Annotated in this window: 17 protein-coding genes, 1 rRNA gene and 1 riboswitch; of the genes, 16 read left to right on the forward strand and 2 right to left on the reverse strand. The window is 45.4% G+C overall.

Translation table 11 applies throughout. The features are described 5' to 3' along the window. Together rrf and BMW94_RS27215 are read left to right on the forward strand one after the other, a co-directional pair. Positions 1-93: ribosomal RNA gene (gene rrf / locus BMW94_RS27210) — 5S ribosomal RNA — on the forward strand; the annotation flags it as partial. 291 nt (positions 94-384) lie between these two features. Beyond that, the gene (locus BMW94_RS27215; protein WP_079697642.1) at positions 385-822 is read left to right on the forward strand and encodes a hypothetical protein; all 438 of its coding nucleotides are present in this window, start codon (positions 385-387) and stop codon (positions 820-822) included. Positions 823-1471: 649 nt separating this feature from the next. Here the strand turns inward: BMW94_RS27215 and BMW94_RS27220 are convergent. Next, the gene (locus BMW94_RS27220; protein ID WP_063568461.1) at positions 1472-1996 is read right to left on the reverse strand and encodes a hypothetical protein; all 525 of its coding nucleotides are present in this window, start codon (positions 1994-1996) and stop codon (positions 1472-1474) included. A 594-nt stretch (positions 1997-2590) separates the two neighbouring features. Here BMW94_RS27220 and BMW94_RS27225 point away from each other — a divergent pair. From BMW94_RS27225 to rsmI, 12 genes are all read left to right on the forward strand, one after another. Continuing rightward, positions 2591-2776, forward strand: coding sequence for a sigma factor G inhibitor Gin (locus BMW94_RS27225; protein ID WP_024633689.1), 186 nt, complete (start codon positions 2591-2593; stop codon positions 2774-2776). A 343-nt stretch (positions 2777-3119) separates the two neighbouring features. Continuing rightward, positions 3120-4952, forward strand: coding sequence for an aminotransferase class I/II-fold pyridoxal phosphate-dependent enzyme (locus tag BMW94_RS27230; RefSeq protein WP_091001836.1), 1833 nt, complete (start codon positions 3120-3122; stop codon positions 4950-4952). 219 nt (positions 4953-5171) lie between these two features. Continuing rightward, entirely contained in the window at positions 5172-5600 is a 429-nt protein-coding gene (locus BMW94_RS27235) for a CidA/LrgA family protein (protein WP_091001837.1), read from the forward strand. Beyond that, positions 5570-6262, forward strand: coding sequence for an LrgB family protein (locus BMW94_RS27240; RefSeq protein WP_091001838.1), 693 nt, complete (start codon positions 5570-5572; stop codon positions 6260-6262). The genes BMW94_RS27235 and BMW94_RS27240 overlap by 31 nt, the downstream gene beginning before the upstream one ends. 229 nt (positions 6263-6491) lie before the next feature. After that, positions 6492-7139: a dTMP kinase gene (tmk, locus tag BMW94_RS27245; RefSeq protein WP_091001839.1), complete on the forward strand. Its 648-nt coding sequence runs from the start codon at positions 6492-6494 to the stop codon at positions 7137-7139. 62 nt (positions 7140-7201) lie between these two features. Next, complete coding sequence (locus BMW94_RS27250; RefSeq protein ID WP_091001840.1) at positions 7202-7531, forward strand: cyclic-di-AMP receptor; 330 nt, start codon at positions 7202-7204, stop codon at positions 7529-7531. 269 nt (positions 7532-7800) lie between these two features. Beyond that, positions 7801-8244 (forward strand): YaaR family protein, encoded by a 444-nt coding sequence (locus tag BMW94_RS27255; protein WP_024633694.1) that lies wholly within the window; start codon positions 7801-7803, stop codon positions 8242-8244. Positions 8245-8253: 9 nt separating this feature from the next. After that, positions 8254-9225: a DNA polymerase III subunit delta' gene (holB, locus tag BMW94_RS27260; protein ID WP_091001841.1), complete on the forward strand. Its 972-nt coding sequence runs from the start codon at positions 8254-8256 to the stop codon at positions 9223-9225. 117 nt (positions 9226-9342) lie between these two features. After that, positions 9343-10143 carry a PSP1 domain-containing protein gene (locus tag BMW94_RS27265; RefSeq protein WP_024633696.1) on the forward strand — a complete coding sequence of 267 codons (801 nt, stop codon included), beginning with the start codon at positions 9343-9345 and terminating at the stop codon, positions 10141-10143. Between the two features lie 28 nt (positions 10144-10171). Next, positions 10172-10540: a DNA replication initiation control protein YabA gene (gene yabA / locus BMW94_RS27270; protein WP_091001842.1), complete on the forward strand. Its 369-nt coding sequence runs from the start codon at positions 10172-10174 to the stop codon at positions 10538-10540. A gap of 85 nt (positions 10541-10625) precedes the next feature. Then, positions 10626-11405: a tRNA1(Val) (adenine(37)-N6)-methyltransferase gene (locus BMW94_RS27275; protein ID WP_091001843.1), complete on the forward strand. Its 780-nt coding sequence runs from the start codon at positions 10626-10628 to the stop codon at positions 11403-11405. Beyond that, positions 11406-12287, forward strand: coding sequence for a 16S rRNA (cytidine(1402)-2'-O)-methyltransferase (rsmI, locus tag BMW94_RS27280; protein ID WP_091001844.1), 882 nt, complete (start codon positions 11406-11408; stop codon positions 12285-12287). It begins immediately after the preceding gene. A 290-nt stretch (positions 12288-12577) separates the two neighbouring features. Here the strand turns inward: rsmI and BMW94_RS27285 are convergent, their stop codons facing one another. Beyond that, a complete protein-coding gene (locus tag BMW94_RS27285; RefSeq protein WP_024633700.1) occupies positions 12578-12832 on the reverse strand; it encodes an AbrB/MazE/SpoVT family DNA-binding domain-containing protein in 255 nt (84 codons plus the stop codon). Between the two features lie 318 nt (positions 12833-13150). On the opposite strand from BMW94_RS27285, the gene BMW94_RS27290 reads away from it, so the two are divergent. Continuing rightward, entirely contained in the window at positions 13151-14431 is a 1281-nt protein-coding gene (locus BMW94_RS27290) for an HD domain-containing protein (protein ID WP_091001845.1), read from the forward strand. 328 nt (positions 14432-14759) lie between these two features. Next, on the forward strand, positions 14760-15530 hold the full coding sequence (locus tag BMW94_RS27295) for a TatD family hydrolase (RefSeq protein WP_175382525.1): 771 nt from the start codon (positions 14760-14762) through the stop codon (positions 15528-15530). A gap of 241 nt (positions 15531-15771) precedes the next feature. Beyond that, positions 15772-16025, forward strand: a riboswitch (cyclic di-AMP (ydaO/yuaA leader). Positions 16026-16234: the final 209 nt, after the last annotated feature.

A 16234-nucleotide genomic window follows, 5' to 3' on the forward strand; every position in this document is an offset into this window, starting at 1 on the left:
CCACACGTACCCATCCCGAACACGACCGTTAAGCCCTCTAGCGCCGATGGTACTTGGACCGCAGGGTCCTGGGAGAGTAGGACGCCGCCAAGCAAAGAACCACTGCCGATGTTATTCGGTGGTGGTTTTTATTTGTTTATAAACATAAATGTAGGAGTAGCTAGTTGATGGTGTATGGAGTTTTGGCTTTGGAAGCAGCTATTAATAGAGGGTGGATTGACTTTCAAAAGAGGGTAAATGAATGCCTTAAAAGAGTCTTGAAATGAAGGTAACATTTTTGTTACGGAAAACGCATTCTAAACCAGTATAATAGGACTATGTTAAATATGCTAAAAGTACCTGACCACAGAGCTGGAATGTGCAGCTGTGAAAAGGAGGGTGTGTGTGATAAGTTGGCGAAGACTAGTTCTTCATTCGTTTCTCTTGCTCGGCCTGATAGGCGTGCTTGTAGGATGCGGTGAAGCAGGATCTGCATGGACTTCTTATGAAGGAGCGGTAAACGAGAAGGGTTTCCCGGTTCCTAAAGTGGCGAATAAATCTGACCAGTCTGAAAACAATTCGGATATGGATTATGTTCGATATACGCTATCTGGTATTAGTGAGAGCACTAGTATTCCTGAGGTGTATCTAGACGAGATTAAGAGCTGGGGATGGACAGAAAAGCAAGCCAAGAGTACTTCCAATGACTCAAGTTCCCTACGTGTATTTGCTAAAGAAGGGCATACTGTACATCTAGCTGTACATGATGGGTTCTTCACGGTGATGGTTCCGAAAAGTGAAGCTGCCCAGACGACAGTAAAATCACTGGATGATGATGACTGAATAAGTTGTGTTTTGATGTAATGGTTCGACAATTAACGGTGTAATGGTCCGTATGATAGTAAAGCTCCCGATCTCTGATCGGGAGCTTTTTGTATTTATTTTTGTCTGTCATGAATCATATTAGATGAGCAATGAATCGTTCGGAGGTTTTCTTTTGGCGGTAACTTAACCAGGAGCTGTAGAGAGGCAGGCTTCAGCACTCACACAGGAGACATGAGCATAGATAGCAAAGATAGTAGGTACCTGTAGAGGCTGGTCTCAGTCGTCTATAGAGCAAGTAAACATGGAAGAGGCGAGAAGATACCGAAATAAAGCATGTTATAAGCCTACTACGTACTCAATATCAGAAAAGGTATTCAACAAGCTAGGGCGTGGCAGAACGGAAATGGATGTACTGCGTTGGGGATAACCATTTTAACTATACCCATGCTGTGGATAAGGGAGAAAGGGAGGGGAAATGAATAAAGGTTATCCACTGTGGATAACCTTTAGGATTTGGAAGCATGACGCAGTAATCAAGGAAGAGTGTCATAGGAGTGGTTGCGTCAGTTTGAATAGAAGGTATGGATGAGTTATAGCGTTTTATGTATTACTGGTTTCAACTATACATTGCGTTAGGCAAGGTTATAGGTAAAGGATAGGTGAACAATTATTGCAGGTAGTAGGAGACATCTTGTTCATTTAATTTGATAAGCCCGTCCTTACGTTCGCGTGAAAGAACAAGTACAACATATAGACGTGGTACAAGCAGCCACAGATGCCAGAAAATCAAAGATAGGGTGAAGGACAAGGGTGACCATATTAAACAGACGGTAATGATACATAGCCCAATCCAGCTCATATTGAGGTGGACCCGGACAAACATGCGGTAGCTGAAATGTTGGTCTGGAATATAGCCGAACCAAGGCATTTTGAGATTCCAGCGCCAACGACGTGCATAGGAGGTACGGACCAGCAGTAATATGGTTCTGGCAATGACATAATGAATCCATAGTGTGATCGGTCCTGCCAGGATAAAGTAGAAGAGGCCGGTCCAGGAGAATGCTAACAGATTAAACAAAAGCATAATGACAGGCAAAGACAGATAGCTAAAGATCACGCTGCGGGCAATGGCCTTTTTTTTCAGAAGCCGGTATTGATAAAAGGTTGCTTTATTCTCCGGTTCGGCGATCATACGATTACAAATCCTCCTTCTGGGATCACGTTCATTTGTAATAGGTATTCGTTTTCATTAATAAGGAAATGGATGATGCAGAGACGTATATGAACCTTGAATGGACTCCAGATTGATGTACAAGATATGGAAGTAGGTTAATCCTATACAAGTATACCTTCGAACGATCTGGCTGTCAGGCTCGGAATGGTGATGTATTATATATCGGCTGAAAATCCAAGTTTTTTTAAGATTATAGAATATAAGTTTTTATAGCCATAGGAGGGGGAGCAGATAATCACATGAAAAATACAATGGAGCGAGGCAATGTTTCTTGTAATGGCTGTCCAATCATGGTTTTCATATAATAGAAGAAATGCAGGTCTGCGAGGTTATAGATACGTTATAAGGTAAGGAGAATGGCTAACAAATGCGGGCTGTTTCGCTGAAGTATAGAACCAAAGGCATTTTTCTTATGTTTGTTTTCGGTACAGACACCCATAGAGGGGCAGGCGAATATATATATTTTATAGAAAGAAAGCACTATGAAAAGGTTTAAAATAATAGAAACTGTGCAATACTGATAGTAATACGTAAAACAAGGTGGGATGGTTGATGGAAGGACACGCCGAACACACATGCATTATCTGCGAACAGACCAAAAGAGAAGGCATTTTTATTGTATCTGAATTTATATGTGACGCTTGCGAAGCAGAAATGGTTCATACGGATGCACAGGATGCCAAGTATAATTATTTTATCCATCAGATGAAGCAGATTTGGGTGCAAAAGAACGCATAAAGAGCGTTAAATCATATTAGTGAAACATCACATTGATTTGTATCAATGTGCATAGAGGCCCTAGGGGCCTTTTTCTGTTTCTATCAGGGAAATAAGAAGGGGAAAATGGACATGATAAGCACCCATGGGGTGACTGGATATGATGATGCTGCATCGGTGGAAACGGTGGTTTGCACGGGGGCTGGACAATTCCTGATATAATGAAAGAAGAAGTGCTTCTACTACACGTTTTGAATACAGCAGATCGTAGGATAGAAACATGCGTGGAAAGGTCTCTGTTGTTATAGGGAGAGCATTGGTATGAACCGTATCAAAATTTATGAATGTACAGGATGATTATTCAATGGAGCATAAATCAAATACCGCACCTTTATATGAAGCGTTGCTTGCGTATCGTGATTCAGGGCAGCGTTCTTTTCATGTACCTGGGCACAAGAACGGACAAGTCTATCGGAGGTTACTGGAGCAAGCGGACCAGCAGCAGTTAGATGGGGAAGCCGGTGAAATTCACCGTAATGAGGGTGAGGCAAAGGGAAAACAAATTTTAGGTTGTTCATTAACAGATGGGGAAGAGTGCTTCAGACAAGCTGAGGAACACGGGCATGGTAATGAAATTCACGGGCTGACGGTTCATACTGAGAATGGAACTGGCGGATCTGAAGCAGATATTGTACCGGTGAATGCGTTTCTGGAGATGATGCGGATGGATGTAACGGAAATCTCGGGGACGGACGACTTGCATCATCCAGAAGGGGTTATGTTGGAGGCGCAGCAGCTGGCAGCGGATTGTTTTGGAGCAGAGGAGAGCTTCTTCCTTGTTGGAGGTAGTACGTCTGGTAATTTGTCTTTGTTGCTGACCGTATGTAATGGACCTAATAGTCTTGTACTGGTACAGCGCAATGTGCACAAGTCCGTCATTCACGGGTTGATGCTGGCAGGCGCAAGGGCTGTATTCCTGGAGCCATGGGTTGATCCTGCGAGTGGACTGGCGGTGATGCCGTCGCTAGAGACGGTGCAGGCCGCTGTCCAGGCATATCCTGAGGCAAAGGCAGTACTTGTGACTTTGCCCAATTATTACGGCATGGGCGCTGATCTGAAGCCCATCGCTGAGGTGTGCCATGAGGCAGGCATGCCGCTGCTCGTGGATGAAGCGCATGGCGCGCATTATGGGCAGCATCCGGAGCTGCCAGCCTCTGCACTGTCCTGCGGAGCAGACGGTGTGGTGCAGTCGACCCACAAGATGCTGTCTGCTTTCACCATGGGAGCCATGCTGCACGTTCAGGGACCACGGTTAAACCGGTCCCTGCTGCGTCAGCGTCTGGCCATGGTGCAAAGCTCAAGCCCATCGTACCCAGTGATGGCTTCGCTTGATCTGGCGCGCCGCCTGCTGCATACGCAGGGCGCGAATGCCTTCACGGCGGGGCTTGCCGCCGTGGACGCCTTTAAGCGCGGCCTCGCGGAGCTGCCGCGCTTTCGGTTGCTGCAGCCGGGGCAGCTGCTGCAGCAAGAGCCGCCAGCCGGGGCGAAGCCGGCAGCTGGCGGGAAGTCCGAGGCCGCCGCTGGTTCACCAGGGCGGCCTGAAGCAGTGCCCGCGGCGGCGTTGCCTTCAGCCGCGGGATACACCGCTCAGGACCCGTTCAAGGCCGTCATCTATGACGGCACAGGGGTGCTGAGCGGTTATGGGCTGCAGCAGCAGCTGGAAGCGCGCGGCTGCGTGCCCGAAATGAGCGACGAACGATACGTCGTCCTGCTCTTTAGCCTGGGCTCGACGCTGCGCGATGCCGAGCACCTGTTGCAGGCCTTACAGCAAATCAGCCTTGCAAATGAGCAGGCTCGTTCACTGCCTTCAGCCTCACAGCGTTTTACAAAAGATTCTGCAAATTATATTTCCACGTGGAACAATTTTCAAGAAGGAACTCCTTTCTCGGAGCCTATCCCTTTCTCATTGCAGACGATTATGGAGGAGGATACAACAGAGGTTTCCATCGAAAACTGTATTGGTCTTCGCTCGGCGGAGATGGTCATTCCGTATCCACCTGGCATACCTCTTGTTTACGCTGGTGAGCGAATAAGCGCGGCTATGGCAGCACGAATTAAGCTGCTGAGAGACGAAGGAGCAAGGTTCCACGGTGTATCGGATACTTCGCTGCAATCATTGAAAATCATCCGGGAATAATGGAGTTTAGCATGCCAAGGAACTTGAGGAGTCAACCAGCATTAAAATGAGCGTTTTGCTTCATTTGATTCGATTCAACCACGGGTACAATCTATAGACGAATAAGCATTTCGGATATATAACTTTGTTGATTGAAACAGGCTCTTTGGATTTATGCAAAATGCTCAAACAAGTTAAGACATCATTGTTGTCTGGACATAAGAAAGAAGGGAACAAACCTTGGATATTCCGCTAAAAAAATATACGGGAATAGTCCTGCAAGTCTTACTGATGTACGGGTTTTATTGGATAGGAAACCTGATTCAGGCTTTACTGCATCTGCCGTTAACAGGAAGTATTGTCGGGATGCTGCTTCTATTCATCGTCATTCAACTGGGCTGGATCAGAATAAGCTGGGGCGAAGAAGGATCATCCTGGCTTCAATCGAATTTGCAATTATTGTTTATCCCTCCCACGGTGGGCATTATCAATCATTTTGATTTTTTTAGAGCCAATACGCTGCTGCTTGTTCTGGGGTTAATCGTTAGTACATTAATTACTTGTCTGTTGTCTGCGAAAATCAGTGAATGGCTCATGGCGTGGAGATCGACGCATCCAGGTAAGAAGGAGGCGATCTCATGCTCGCATTCATCCTCGGAATCGGAATGATTGCCCTGACCGTGGCTATATATATTCCGGCGACTCATTTATATAGAAGATTGAAGTGGCCGATTCTTATGCCTGTATTGACGGCAACGGCTGTAATCGTACTGATTTTGCTCATTTCCGGCATTAAGCTCGATACGTACATGCTTGGTGGCAAATGGATACAGGAATTATTGGGACCGGCCGTGGTTTCCCTGGCATTCCCTTTGGCGAAGCACCTTGATGTATTGAAACGGAATATTATTCCGATATTAGGGGGGACCTTGGGTGGAAGCATCGTTGGCATGTCCACAGGGGCTGCCATATCACTGCTGCTGGGTTATCCGCAAGATATCGTTATCGCATTATTGCCTAAATCCATTACGACACCCGTTGCCATTCAACTGGCTGATCAGGTAGGAGGAAATTCATCCTTCACTTCGTTATTTGTGATGATAGCCGGATTTTCGGGGATATTATTGGGACCCATGATATTGAAATCGGGCAGAGTAAGCAGCAAAAATGCGTATGGAATCGGACTCGGCTCGGCTTCCCACGCACTGGGCATGGCAAGATCCTTTGAGTATGGCGAGAATGCGGTAGCGCTGAGTTCCGTATCGATGATTGTCAGTGCTATTGCCGGCTCTGTCATGCTCCCTCTATGGGTGTGGCTGATTTACGGCTGAACAGCCTATGTGCCTTATCGAAAATATTGGAGAATAGCTGACCGTTAACGTGGGATCATGTATAGTATTATAATAAGAAGCTTGTACCAAACTCGAACCAATCTACGGAGTGATCGTGAACATACACCTCTGGGCGGGCTAATTCATAGTCTGGAGTATAAGAGGATCGAGGTTGTAATTATCGCAGCACAATGAGGAGCAATTATCGATATAGAAAGCAGGGAAGCATATGCAGGGCAGAGGTAAATTCATTACGTTGGAAGGGGGAGAAGGATCGGGCAAAACAACGATGATCAGCAAGCTAGGTTCTTACTTTGAAGAACAGGGTATACCATATGTAGTTACTCGGGAACCTGGCGGGATTGAAATTGCGGAGAAAATACGTGCTATCATCCTTAATCCTCTTCATACGGCAATGGATGCACGAACCGAAGCGCTGCTCTATGCAGCTGCACGCAGCCAGCATCTGGCGGAGAAGGTGGAGCCTGCATTGAAGGCAGGGAAGACCGTTATCTGTGACCGATTTGTCGACAGCAGTCTGGCCTATCAAGGATACGCTCGTGGTCTTGGCGTAGAGAATGTTTGGGCCATTAATCGGTTTGCAATAGGTGAACTGATGCCGGACGTCACACTGTATCTGGATATCGAGCCGGAAGCAGGTCTCGCTCGTATTGATGCCCACGATGGACGTGAAGTTAACCGCCTGGATCTCGAAAGTCTGGAGTTCCACCGCAAAGTGCGTGAAGGCTATTTCCTACTGAAGGAACAGTTTCCTGACAGGATCAAAGTCATCGATGCTTCTCAAAAGCAAGAAGAGGTCTTGGCAGCAATGATTTTGTCGCTTGAGACAGGGATTTTGAAGGATTTTGACGAGTAATTGTCTAATATATAGACAGGGCATTTCACAAGGTGTTTATTATCTGAAGGAGGTTATGCAGGATGAAACTGATTGTTGCGATTATACAGGATAAAGACAGCAACCGATTATCCAGCGCATTGGTCAAAGCAAATTTTCGGGCTACGAAATTGGCCAGTACCGGTGGATTTTTGAAGGCAGGCAACACGACGTTTTTCATCGGTGTCGATGATGGTCAAGTCGAGTCCGTAATGAACGTCATTCGCAGCAGCTGTAAGGTTCGTGAACAGCTCGTGACTCCGGTCACTCCGATGAGCGGAACAACCGACTCTTACCTGCCGCTACCTGTCGAAGTTCAAGTAGGCGGAGCTACCGTGTTTGTTCTCCCCGTAGATCGATTCGAGCATTTTTAATGATGCAGTTTGCATAAATCTAATGGAGCGTCCTTCTTGTTATCAGGAATTGTGTTCTCTGTCCGAAAAAAACTTTTCGATCTGGGAAGATCTTATTTCGGACAGAGGTTGACTAATCAACGAATAGACCCAATCCATATGGTGATATTTAACTACTATTATATATAGAGTATGATGCAGCAAGTATATAAGGTCTCCTCCTCGCACAGGCGCAGCGCGCACTGTGCTGATGGGCGATAGGCCTACTAAGATAGAAAGCAGGCGTTTTCATGAAAATCAACCCTGGATTCCGACCGATGCAGAGTGGACTCAGTTCTTCCGATTCCGGCTCCAAACCGGTTCAATCCAAAAATTTCTCTGATATGATGAATCACCAGGGTGAACGGGCATCACAGGCTGAACTTACCCGCCGATTAAGTGAGATCCAGATGCAGGGTGACCGTTTGTCTCGTTCCATGACCATTCGTGAATTGAAAGCATACAAGCAGCTTGTAAAAAGATTTCTGGAGGAAACGGTCCGCCGCGGTGTTTCTATGAAAGAGACTCGGGGATGGGATCGTCGTGGAAGAGGGAAGCGTTACAAGTTGATTGATGAGATAGACTCTGCTTTGTTATCTATGGCTGACGAGCTTTTGGAGACAGAGGAAGGCAAGATTACGCTATTACAGCAAGTAGGAGAAATTCGGGGAATGCTTATTAACTTAAGCTTCTGAGGAGGAAGTATGTCCTTTCAACAAATTATGTGTCAGCAGGCAGCCAAGCAGATGTTACAGAGCAGTTTGAGACGTCAGGCCATAAGTCATGCTTACTTGTTTAGCGGACCATCCGGCAGTGGACAATTGCAGACGGCGATTACATTTGCGAAAGCGATATTCTGTACAGAGCTTGAAGATGATGCCTGCGGACAGTGTCTTGAATGTCGTAAGGTGGAACATGGAAATCATCCGGATCTAACGATGCTTGCACCGGATGGGAATAACATTAAAATTGATCAGATTCGCGATCTGCAGCGTATCTTTTCGTACCGATCAGAGGCGGGGCATCCCAAAGTATATATTATCGAACAGGCCGAGAAAATGACTGTCCAAGCGGCCAACAGCTTGCTGAAGTTTCTGGAAGAACCACAGGTGCCCGCGGTAGGCATTTTGATTACGGATAATGGACAGGCGATGCTGCCGACTATTCGTTCACGCTCTCAATTGGTTCCTTTCAGTGCACTGAATCCGGAAGAGATGCTGCAATCGCTGATTGCGGAAGGGCACCCTGCCAATCTGGCTCGCTCTGCCGTCCATTTAGCGTCAGGACTGGAAGCATGTAGAGAAATTCTCCAGCAGAATTGGTTTGCAGAAATTAGAAACGTAATGTTACAATTAGGGAAGGAGTCCCTGGGTAGAGGAAGTACCTCATTGATCTCTGCACAGCAGAAGCTTTTTAAAACCGGACTCTCAGAACACCTGGATACGATGCTTAGCCTGTTCCATTTATGGTTCAGGGATATGCTGTATGTCCAGTATGGTAGGCATGAACATATCGTTTTTATAGATCAGTTGGACATGCTGTCTCAGTTGGCCCATACCCGCAGCACCGAGCAGTGGGTTTCCTACATGGATATGGCCGCAGCATGCAGAAAAAAATTGCGTTTCAATGTCAATGGCCAGCTTTGTCTGGAGCAATTTTTGATCGGTTTGGCATAAGACTGGGAGAGGACAGATTTTGTTCCAATCATATGCAAACGGTTATAACTTCGGCGGGTTCCCTAAGAAGACAGGGCTTCAGACGAAGTGGGATTGGCTTACGAGGGGGTTAATTTTTTGTACAGTGTAGTGGGTGTCCGTTTCAAAAAAGCGGGCAAAATTTATTACTTCGATCCCCTGGACCTTCCCATTGAAAAAGAAAACTGCGTTATCGTGGAGACAGCGCGGGGGGTAGAGTACGGTAAGGTTGTCGTTGGCAAGAAAGAAGTAGGCGAGTCTGATGTGGTGTTGCCGCTCAAAAAGGTCATCCGGGTGGCGGGCGAGACAGATGCCCGTGTCGTAGATGAGAACAAGCGCGCAGCAAAAGAAGCATTCGGTACTTGTTTAAATAAAATCAAAGACCACGGCCTCAAAATGAAGCTGGTCGATGTGGAATTTACGTTTGATCGCAATAAAATTATTTTTTATTTTACAGCTGAAGGAAGAGTGGATTTCCGGGAGCTGGTCAAGGATCTGGCAAGCATTTTCCGGACACGGATCGAACTGAGACAGATCGGTGTACGTGATGAAGCAAAGATGCTTGGAGGGATCGGACCTTGCGGCCGAGTATTATGTTGTTCTTCCTGGCTGGGAGACTTTGAGCCGGTATCAATCAAGATGGCTAAAGATCAGAGCCTGTCACTGAATCCGACGAAAATTTCCGGGTTGTGCGGAAGACTCATGTGTTGTCTGAAATTTGAGCATGATAACTATGAAAGTGTGAGGGAAGAATTGCCGGCTGTAGGCAAGTTGGTCGTCACCTCTTTGGGTGAAGGAAAAGTTGTCGGCATCAATGCGGGTAATCGCACAGTCCATGTTCAACTGTTCGACATCAGTAAAGTCAAAGAACTTCCGCTGGATGACGTCGTTATCAAGTAAACCATAAAGGTTGCTTCGGGGTGGAAACTTGGAAAAGAAAAATCTGTTTACACACATTCATGAAATGGAAACCCAATTGGGTCAGTTGCACAGTGATTTAGGAGATTTAAAAATGATTGTTAAAGAGTTGCTTGAAGATAATCAGCGGCTTACCATCGAGAATGAGCAGTTACGCAAACTGCTGAAGCGTGAAGCTCCGGCAGATTTGCCCATCGCATCGGCACTCGCTCCGGTAGCAAGGCCCGCGGGTCCAGCTACTGGTGAAGATGTTGTAGGTGAAGGGTATGATAATCTGGCTCGGTTGTATCACGAAGGATTCCATATCTGCAATGTCTATTATGGACATTTGCGGACGGAAGGCGATTGTCTGTTCTGCCTGTCTTTTTTGAATAAATGAAGTGGCCGTAGGGATCCCCTACGGTTTTTTTTCAAGGTTAAGAACCTTGTCTGAGATATAGAGTACCGGAGGATGAGTGTATCATATGACAGAAATATCAGTAAAACTGCAAGATTCGGAACGCATCGACGATTTGCTCTCTCATGATTTGAAGATTATTCAAAGTGATGAAGTGTTTAGTTTTTCGATGGATGCCGTATTGTTGGCCCGATTTGCTTCAGTACCGAAACGTGGTCGTGTGCTTGATCTGTGTACAGGCAATGGGGTTGTTCCCATTCTGTTGACCACACGGACGCAGGCGAGTCTGGAGGGCATTGAAATTCAACCAAGATTGGCAGATATGGCACGTCGCAGCGTTCAGCTGAATGCATTGGAAGAATCCATTACGATTCATGAAGGTGATTTGCGTGAACTCGTGAAAGAAACGGGCCATGCTGTATACGATGCGATAACGGTTAACCCTCCGTATATGCCCTTGAATGGAAGTGACCTCAAGATGAACACTCATCAGGCAATGGCACGCCATGAAATCGGTTGTACACTGGAGGAAGTCATTCAGGCCTGCAATCGACTGGTGCGCAATGGCGGTAAAGTATCCATGGTTCATCGCCCGCAGCGTTTAGGAGAGATCATCTCTCTGATGCGTGAGTATAAACTTGAACCGAAGCGGATTCGGATGGTACATCCCCGTGCTCATTTGGAAGCCAATATGGTGTTGATTGAAGCACTCAAGGATGGAAAACCGGAGGTACGCATGCTTCCACCACTGATTGTCTACAATGAAGAGGGGAAATACTGCGAAGAAATCATGGACATCTATTACGGTGCACAGCATGCACAACGGACAACGGAAGGAGGGTTATAGATGACATTGCATATTCAGAAGAGCTACGCGGAGCAGTCGAGTGATGCTGGTAAACTATATCTGGTAGGAACACCGATCGGTAATCTGGAAGATATAACATTTCGAGCAATTAAAACATTGCAGAGCTGTGACATCATTGCAGCCGAGGACACACGTCAGACCCGAAAGCTGCTTACCCATTTTGAAATTACACCATCGATGTTGTTCAGTTACCATGAGCATAATAAGGCAGCCAGTGGCCCTGAACTAATACGCTATATAATAGAAGGAAAAAATTTGGCACTCGTCAGTGATGCCGGTCTGCCGGCCATTTCGGACCCTGGTTCCGATCTTGTAAAACTTGCGCTGGAAGCTGGAATTACGGTCATTCCCATTCCTGGAGCCAATGCCGCGTTATCAGCTCTGATCGTATCCGGTTTACCGACGGAGCGCTTCACATTCGGCGGTTTTTTGCCGCGGGAGAAAAAAGACATGCGAAAAGTGATCGAAGCTTTTAATGAGTCCAACGGTACGTTGTTATTTTATGAGTCCCCTCACCGTATTCGCAAAACGTTGGCCTATCTCGAAGAGATTCTGGGTGATCGGTCGATCGTACTGGCACGTGAGCTTACGAAACGTCATGAGGAGTTCGCAAGAGGCAGTATCCAAGAGTGCATAGACTGGCTTGAGGAACATCCGCCACTTGGAGAATATTGTTTGCTTGTAGAAGGTATCAGGGAAGAGGAGCGTAAGGCGGAGCGGGAAGCCTGGTGGCAGCTGTTGTCTTTGGAGGATCATGTGAGCCATTATGAGAATGAAGGACTTAGTCGGAAAGATGCGATGAAGAAAACGGCAACAGATCGGGGTTTGACGAAACGAGATGTGTATAATGCGTTAATCTGATAACGAATCAACAAAAATATACTGGAATAGGGAATATAACCTTAAAGGCACCTTAGATCCAACCTTAATGGAATATGAAAAAAACGAGCAGAGCGGAGAAAAAAATATATTACAAACATCACCGCTCCTCTTTTTGGAGTTGAACAGACTCCTAGCTCGATTTTTTGGTGAAAACCAATAAGAAAGCAAAAAAATACCTTCCAGCGGTGGGGTTCACACCGGGAAGGCGATCAAGGAATATAAAAAGGTTAGAAATAACAATTTAATAAGACCATTATACCTGATATTTCTTATTTTGTCACAGGTGCAGGGATTTCGGAAATACATTCGTTACAAACAATTTTACCTTTGAAATAAGTAACGTTCTCTGCATTGCCACAGAAGATACAAGCTGGTTCGTATTTTTTCAACATGATGCGCTCGCCGTCAACATAGATCTCAAGAGCATCTTTTTCACCAATACCGAGCGTACGGCGCAATTCGATTGGAATAACTACCCGTCCCAGTTCATCCACTTTTCTTACAATACCTGTTGATTTCATCATTATAATCAGTGCTCCTCTCAGCTAACGATCATTGTCATTATTCGACATTATTTTATGTTTTATGATACTCATCATACCAACGATTCCCAAAACAGTCAACCTTAAAATTAGCTTAAAATAAAGGCTGTTTTTGACAAGATTACGAGTGGTAAGGGGTTAGAAGCCATTTTTCGTATTTAAACATCAATGTCAGCTTTGTCGATTTGGAAAACGACAAAACTACCTTATTCGACAATATTCGTCAAAACATGTCGAATCCTTGGTGGTATTATACTGAAAAAGCGACAAATACAAATGATATTAAAGGAGTGAATAGACATGGAACAGCGTTTGACGGAAGAAAAGGTGTTTAAAGATCCGGTACATAATTATATCCATGTGCAAGATCCGATTATATGGCAGTTGATCAACACACCCGAGTTTCAACGTTTACGCCGAATCCGTCAATTGGGAACATCATTTCTTACTTTCCATGGTGCAGAGCACAGCCGCTTCTCACATTCCTTGGGCGTCTACGAAATTACGCGTAAGATTATTTCCCAATTCGAAAGAAGTCACTATTCAGATTGGCCAAAGGAGGAAAAAACGGTAGCCCTTTGCGCAGCATTGCTCCATGATCTTGGACATGGACCATTCTCTCACTCTATAGAAGAAGCCTTTGATATGAATCATGAGGATTGGACTTGTCGGATCATTACAGGTGATACCGAAGTAGGGGCGATCTTAAGACGGTATGCTCCTGATTTTCCCGAGAAAGTGGCTTCTGTTATTCAAAAAACATATGAGCAACCTATTGTCGTTAATTTGGTTACGAGCCCGCTCGATGCGGACCGCATGGATTACTTGCTTCGTGATGCCTACTTTACAGGTGTAAACTATGGGACGATCGACCTTGACCGTATCCTGCGTATGCTGCGTCCATATCACGGACGAATCGTAGTTAAGGAGTCGGGCATGCACGCCGTGGAGGATTACTTGATGTCCAGGTACCAGATGTACTGGCAAATTTACTTTCATCCGGTTACCCGAAGTTCGGAAATTATATTGCGACAAATATTTAAGCGGGCGAAAAGTCTCATACAGCAAGGTTTCCAATTCCGCTTCATGATTGATCCACTGCCCCAGTTATTCAATGGAGATCTATCGGTGGATGAATATTTACAACTGGATGAAGCTTTGATTCAGACGGCATTTATGCAGTGGCGCAAAGAGGACGATGCTGTTCTTAGTGAATTATGCGAACGTTTTATAGATCGCAAATTATATAAGTATGTAGAGATTGAACAGATCGACGTAAACATGATTGAAGAGATCCGGGAAGCCTTCACTGTAGCCGGTCTTAATCCCGAGTATGATCTGGAAATTGATTTTCCAACGGATAATCCGTATGATGTGTTTCGTCCGGATGAATCCACGGACAAGCAGATTCTGCTGCTTGACCGACAAGACAAGTTACATGAGTTGTCAGAGGTGTCCGACATTGTCCGTTCAATCAGTGGTCTTCATCGCGGCAAGCATCACTTGTATTATCCGCAAAATAAGGTGGATGCGATTGTTCATGAATTACCGTCCCATATACGCCCCTATTTCTCACATTAAATGATGTGCGATGCTGTTCAAGAATCATGATGCAAAGAAGCTTTCGAAAAGAGCTATTTTTCATGATACAGTAATCTGCTTTAATGGAGAGTACATGTAGATCGACATAATTTTGTAATCAGAGTAATTAGAATACAACCCAGCGGCTAAAAATAAGCAACATATAGATATGAAAGAACTTGTCTCCTCTACATGTTGTACTCAATGAACTAATGGAACGAAATGTAAAAAAATGATTCAAATTAATAATATTTATGTTCTGGCTAAGATCTGCAGAATGGATTAAAAAGAGATAGTCGTTTATTCGACATGAAGGGAGATATACAGCATGATGTTGTTCGACACACATACACACCTGGATGCACCACAATTCGACGAGGACCGCGAGGAAATGATTCAGCGTGCTGTGGATGCGGGCGTTGGTCGCATGATTAACGTTGGCTTTAACCGGGAGACTATTCCATCCACGATGAAGCTGGCTGAAACCTATGATTTTATATATGCTGCGGTAGGCTGGCACCCAGTGGATGCAATCACGATGCAGGAGGGTGATCTGGAATGGATTGCATCTTTATGCAAGCATGAAAAAGTGGTAGCTATCGGTGAAATTGGTCTAGACTATTATTGGGACACTTCACCGAAAGAGGTTCAACATCGCGTATTACGACAACAGATTGGTCTTGCCCGTGAGTTGAATATGCCGATTGTCATTCACAACCGGGATGCGCATGAGGATATTGTAAAAATTCTGCGTGAAGAGAAGGCTGGAGAAGTAGGCGGTGTCATGCATTCCTTCTCTGGCAGCTGGGAAACGGCGAAAATGTGTCTGGATTTGGGCTTTCATCTTTCCTTCGGAGGACCGATCACGTTCAAAAATGCGAAGCAGCCCAAAGAGGTACTTGAGAAGGTTCCTATGGACCGATTTTTCATCGAGACGGATGCTCCTTATTTGACACCTCACCCTTATCGTGGAAAACGAAATGAGACAGCGCATGTACGTCTGGTTGCAGAAGCAGCTGCGGAAATTAAAGGCATTTCGGTAGAGGAAATTGCAGCAATAACGACCAAAAATGCCATGGAACGATTTGGGATTCGTTAAAATATAGAGCAAAACGGGTGAAAAAGTGAGTTAGGCGGAGTTAATTTGCTTTTTGATCCAAATAAATCAAGAATATTACAATATTTTAACCAAATATTTAGAAAAACGTACTTGAACAACGCTTTACAACATGCATAGAAACAGGATATCATCTTTTCAGTGAATTGTTGTGCGGAAAATTGGACAGATGTTCGGGGGATGAACAAAGGGACACTTTCCGATGAAACAACATTACTTTCATGAATCAGTCTCGCTGAGTCTCCGTTAACGGAGAGCGGGGGAACCAATAGGGCTTAAACATCGGTGATTGCAGCCGATGCGCAATATGCGCTGACCCAAAAGCAGCGTATGAATCTGCGAAGCCGTATTTGATTTCTTCTTTGGGTCTCGGGGTGAATTCAAGGGCGTCCGCCATGAGCGGATGACCGGAGATAGGGCGGCTCTCTTTCGCCCGAACCCGACAGCTAACCTCGCAAGCGGAAAAAGAGAGGCAACCTCGTGCATGAATTTCCGATATTCAGAATCATTCGGAAGCCACGAAAGAGTTCCTCTTAAACTCTTTCTTTGGCTTTTTTGTTTTTGAATAAAAGAAATACGGTCATCATACGGTAAGTATTCAGGAGGATGACATCATGTTGCGAAGATTGATTCATGGTGCAGAACCGGATTATGTTGGTCCGATCTGTGTTCTGTAGAAAATTTGG

The organism is Paenibacillus sp. OK003, from assembly GCF_900109515.1.
Classification (GTDB): Bacteria; Bacillota; Bacilli; order Paenibacillales; family Paenibacillaceae; genus Paenibacillus; species Paenibacillus marchantiae.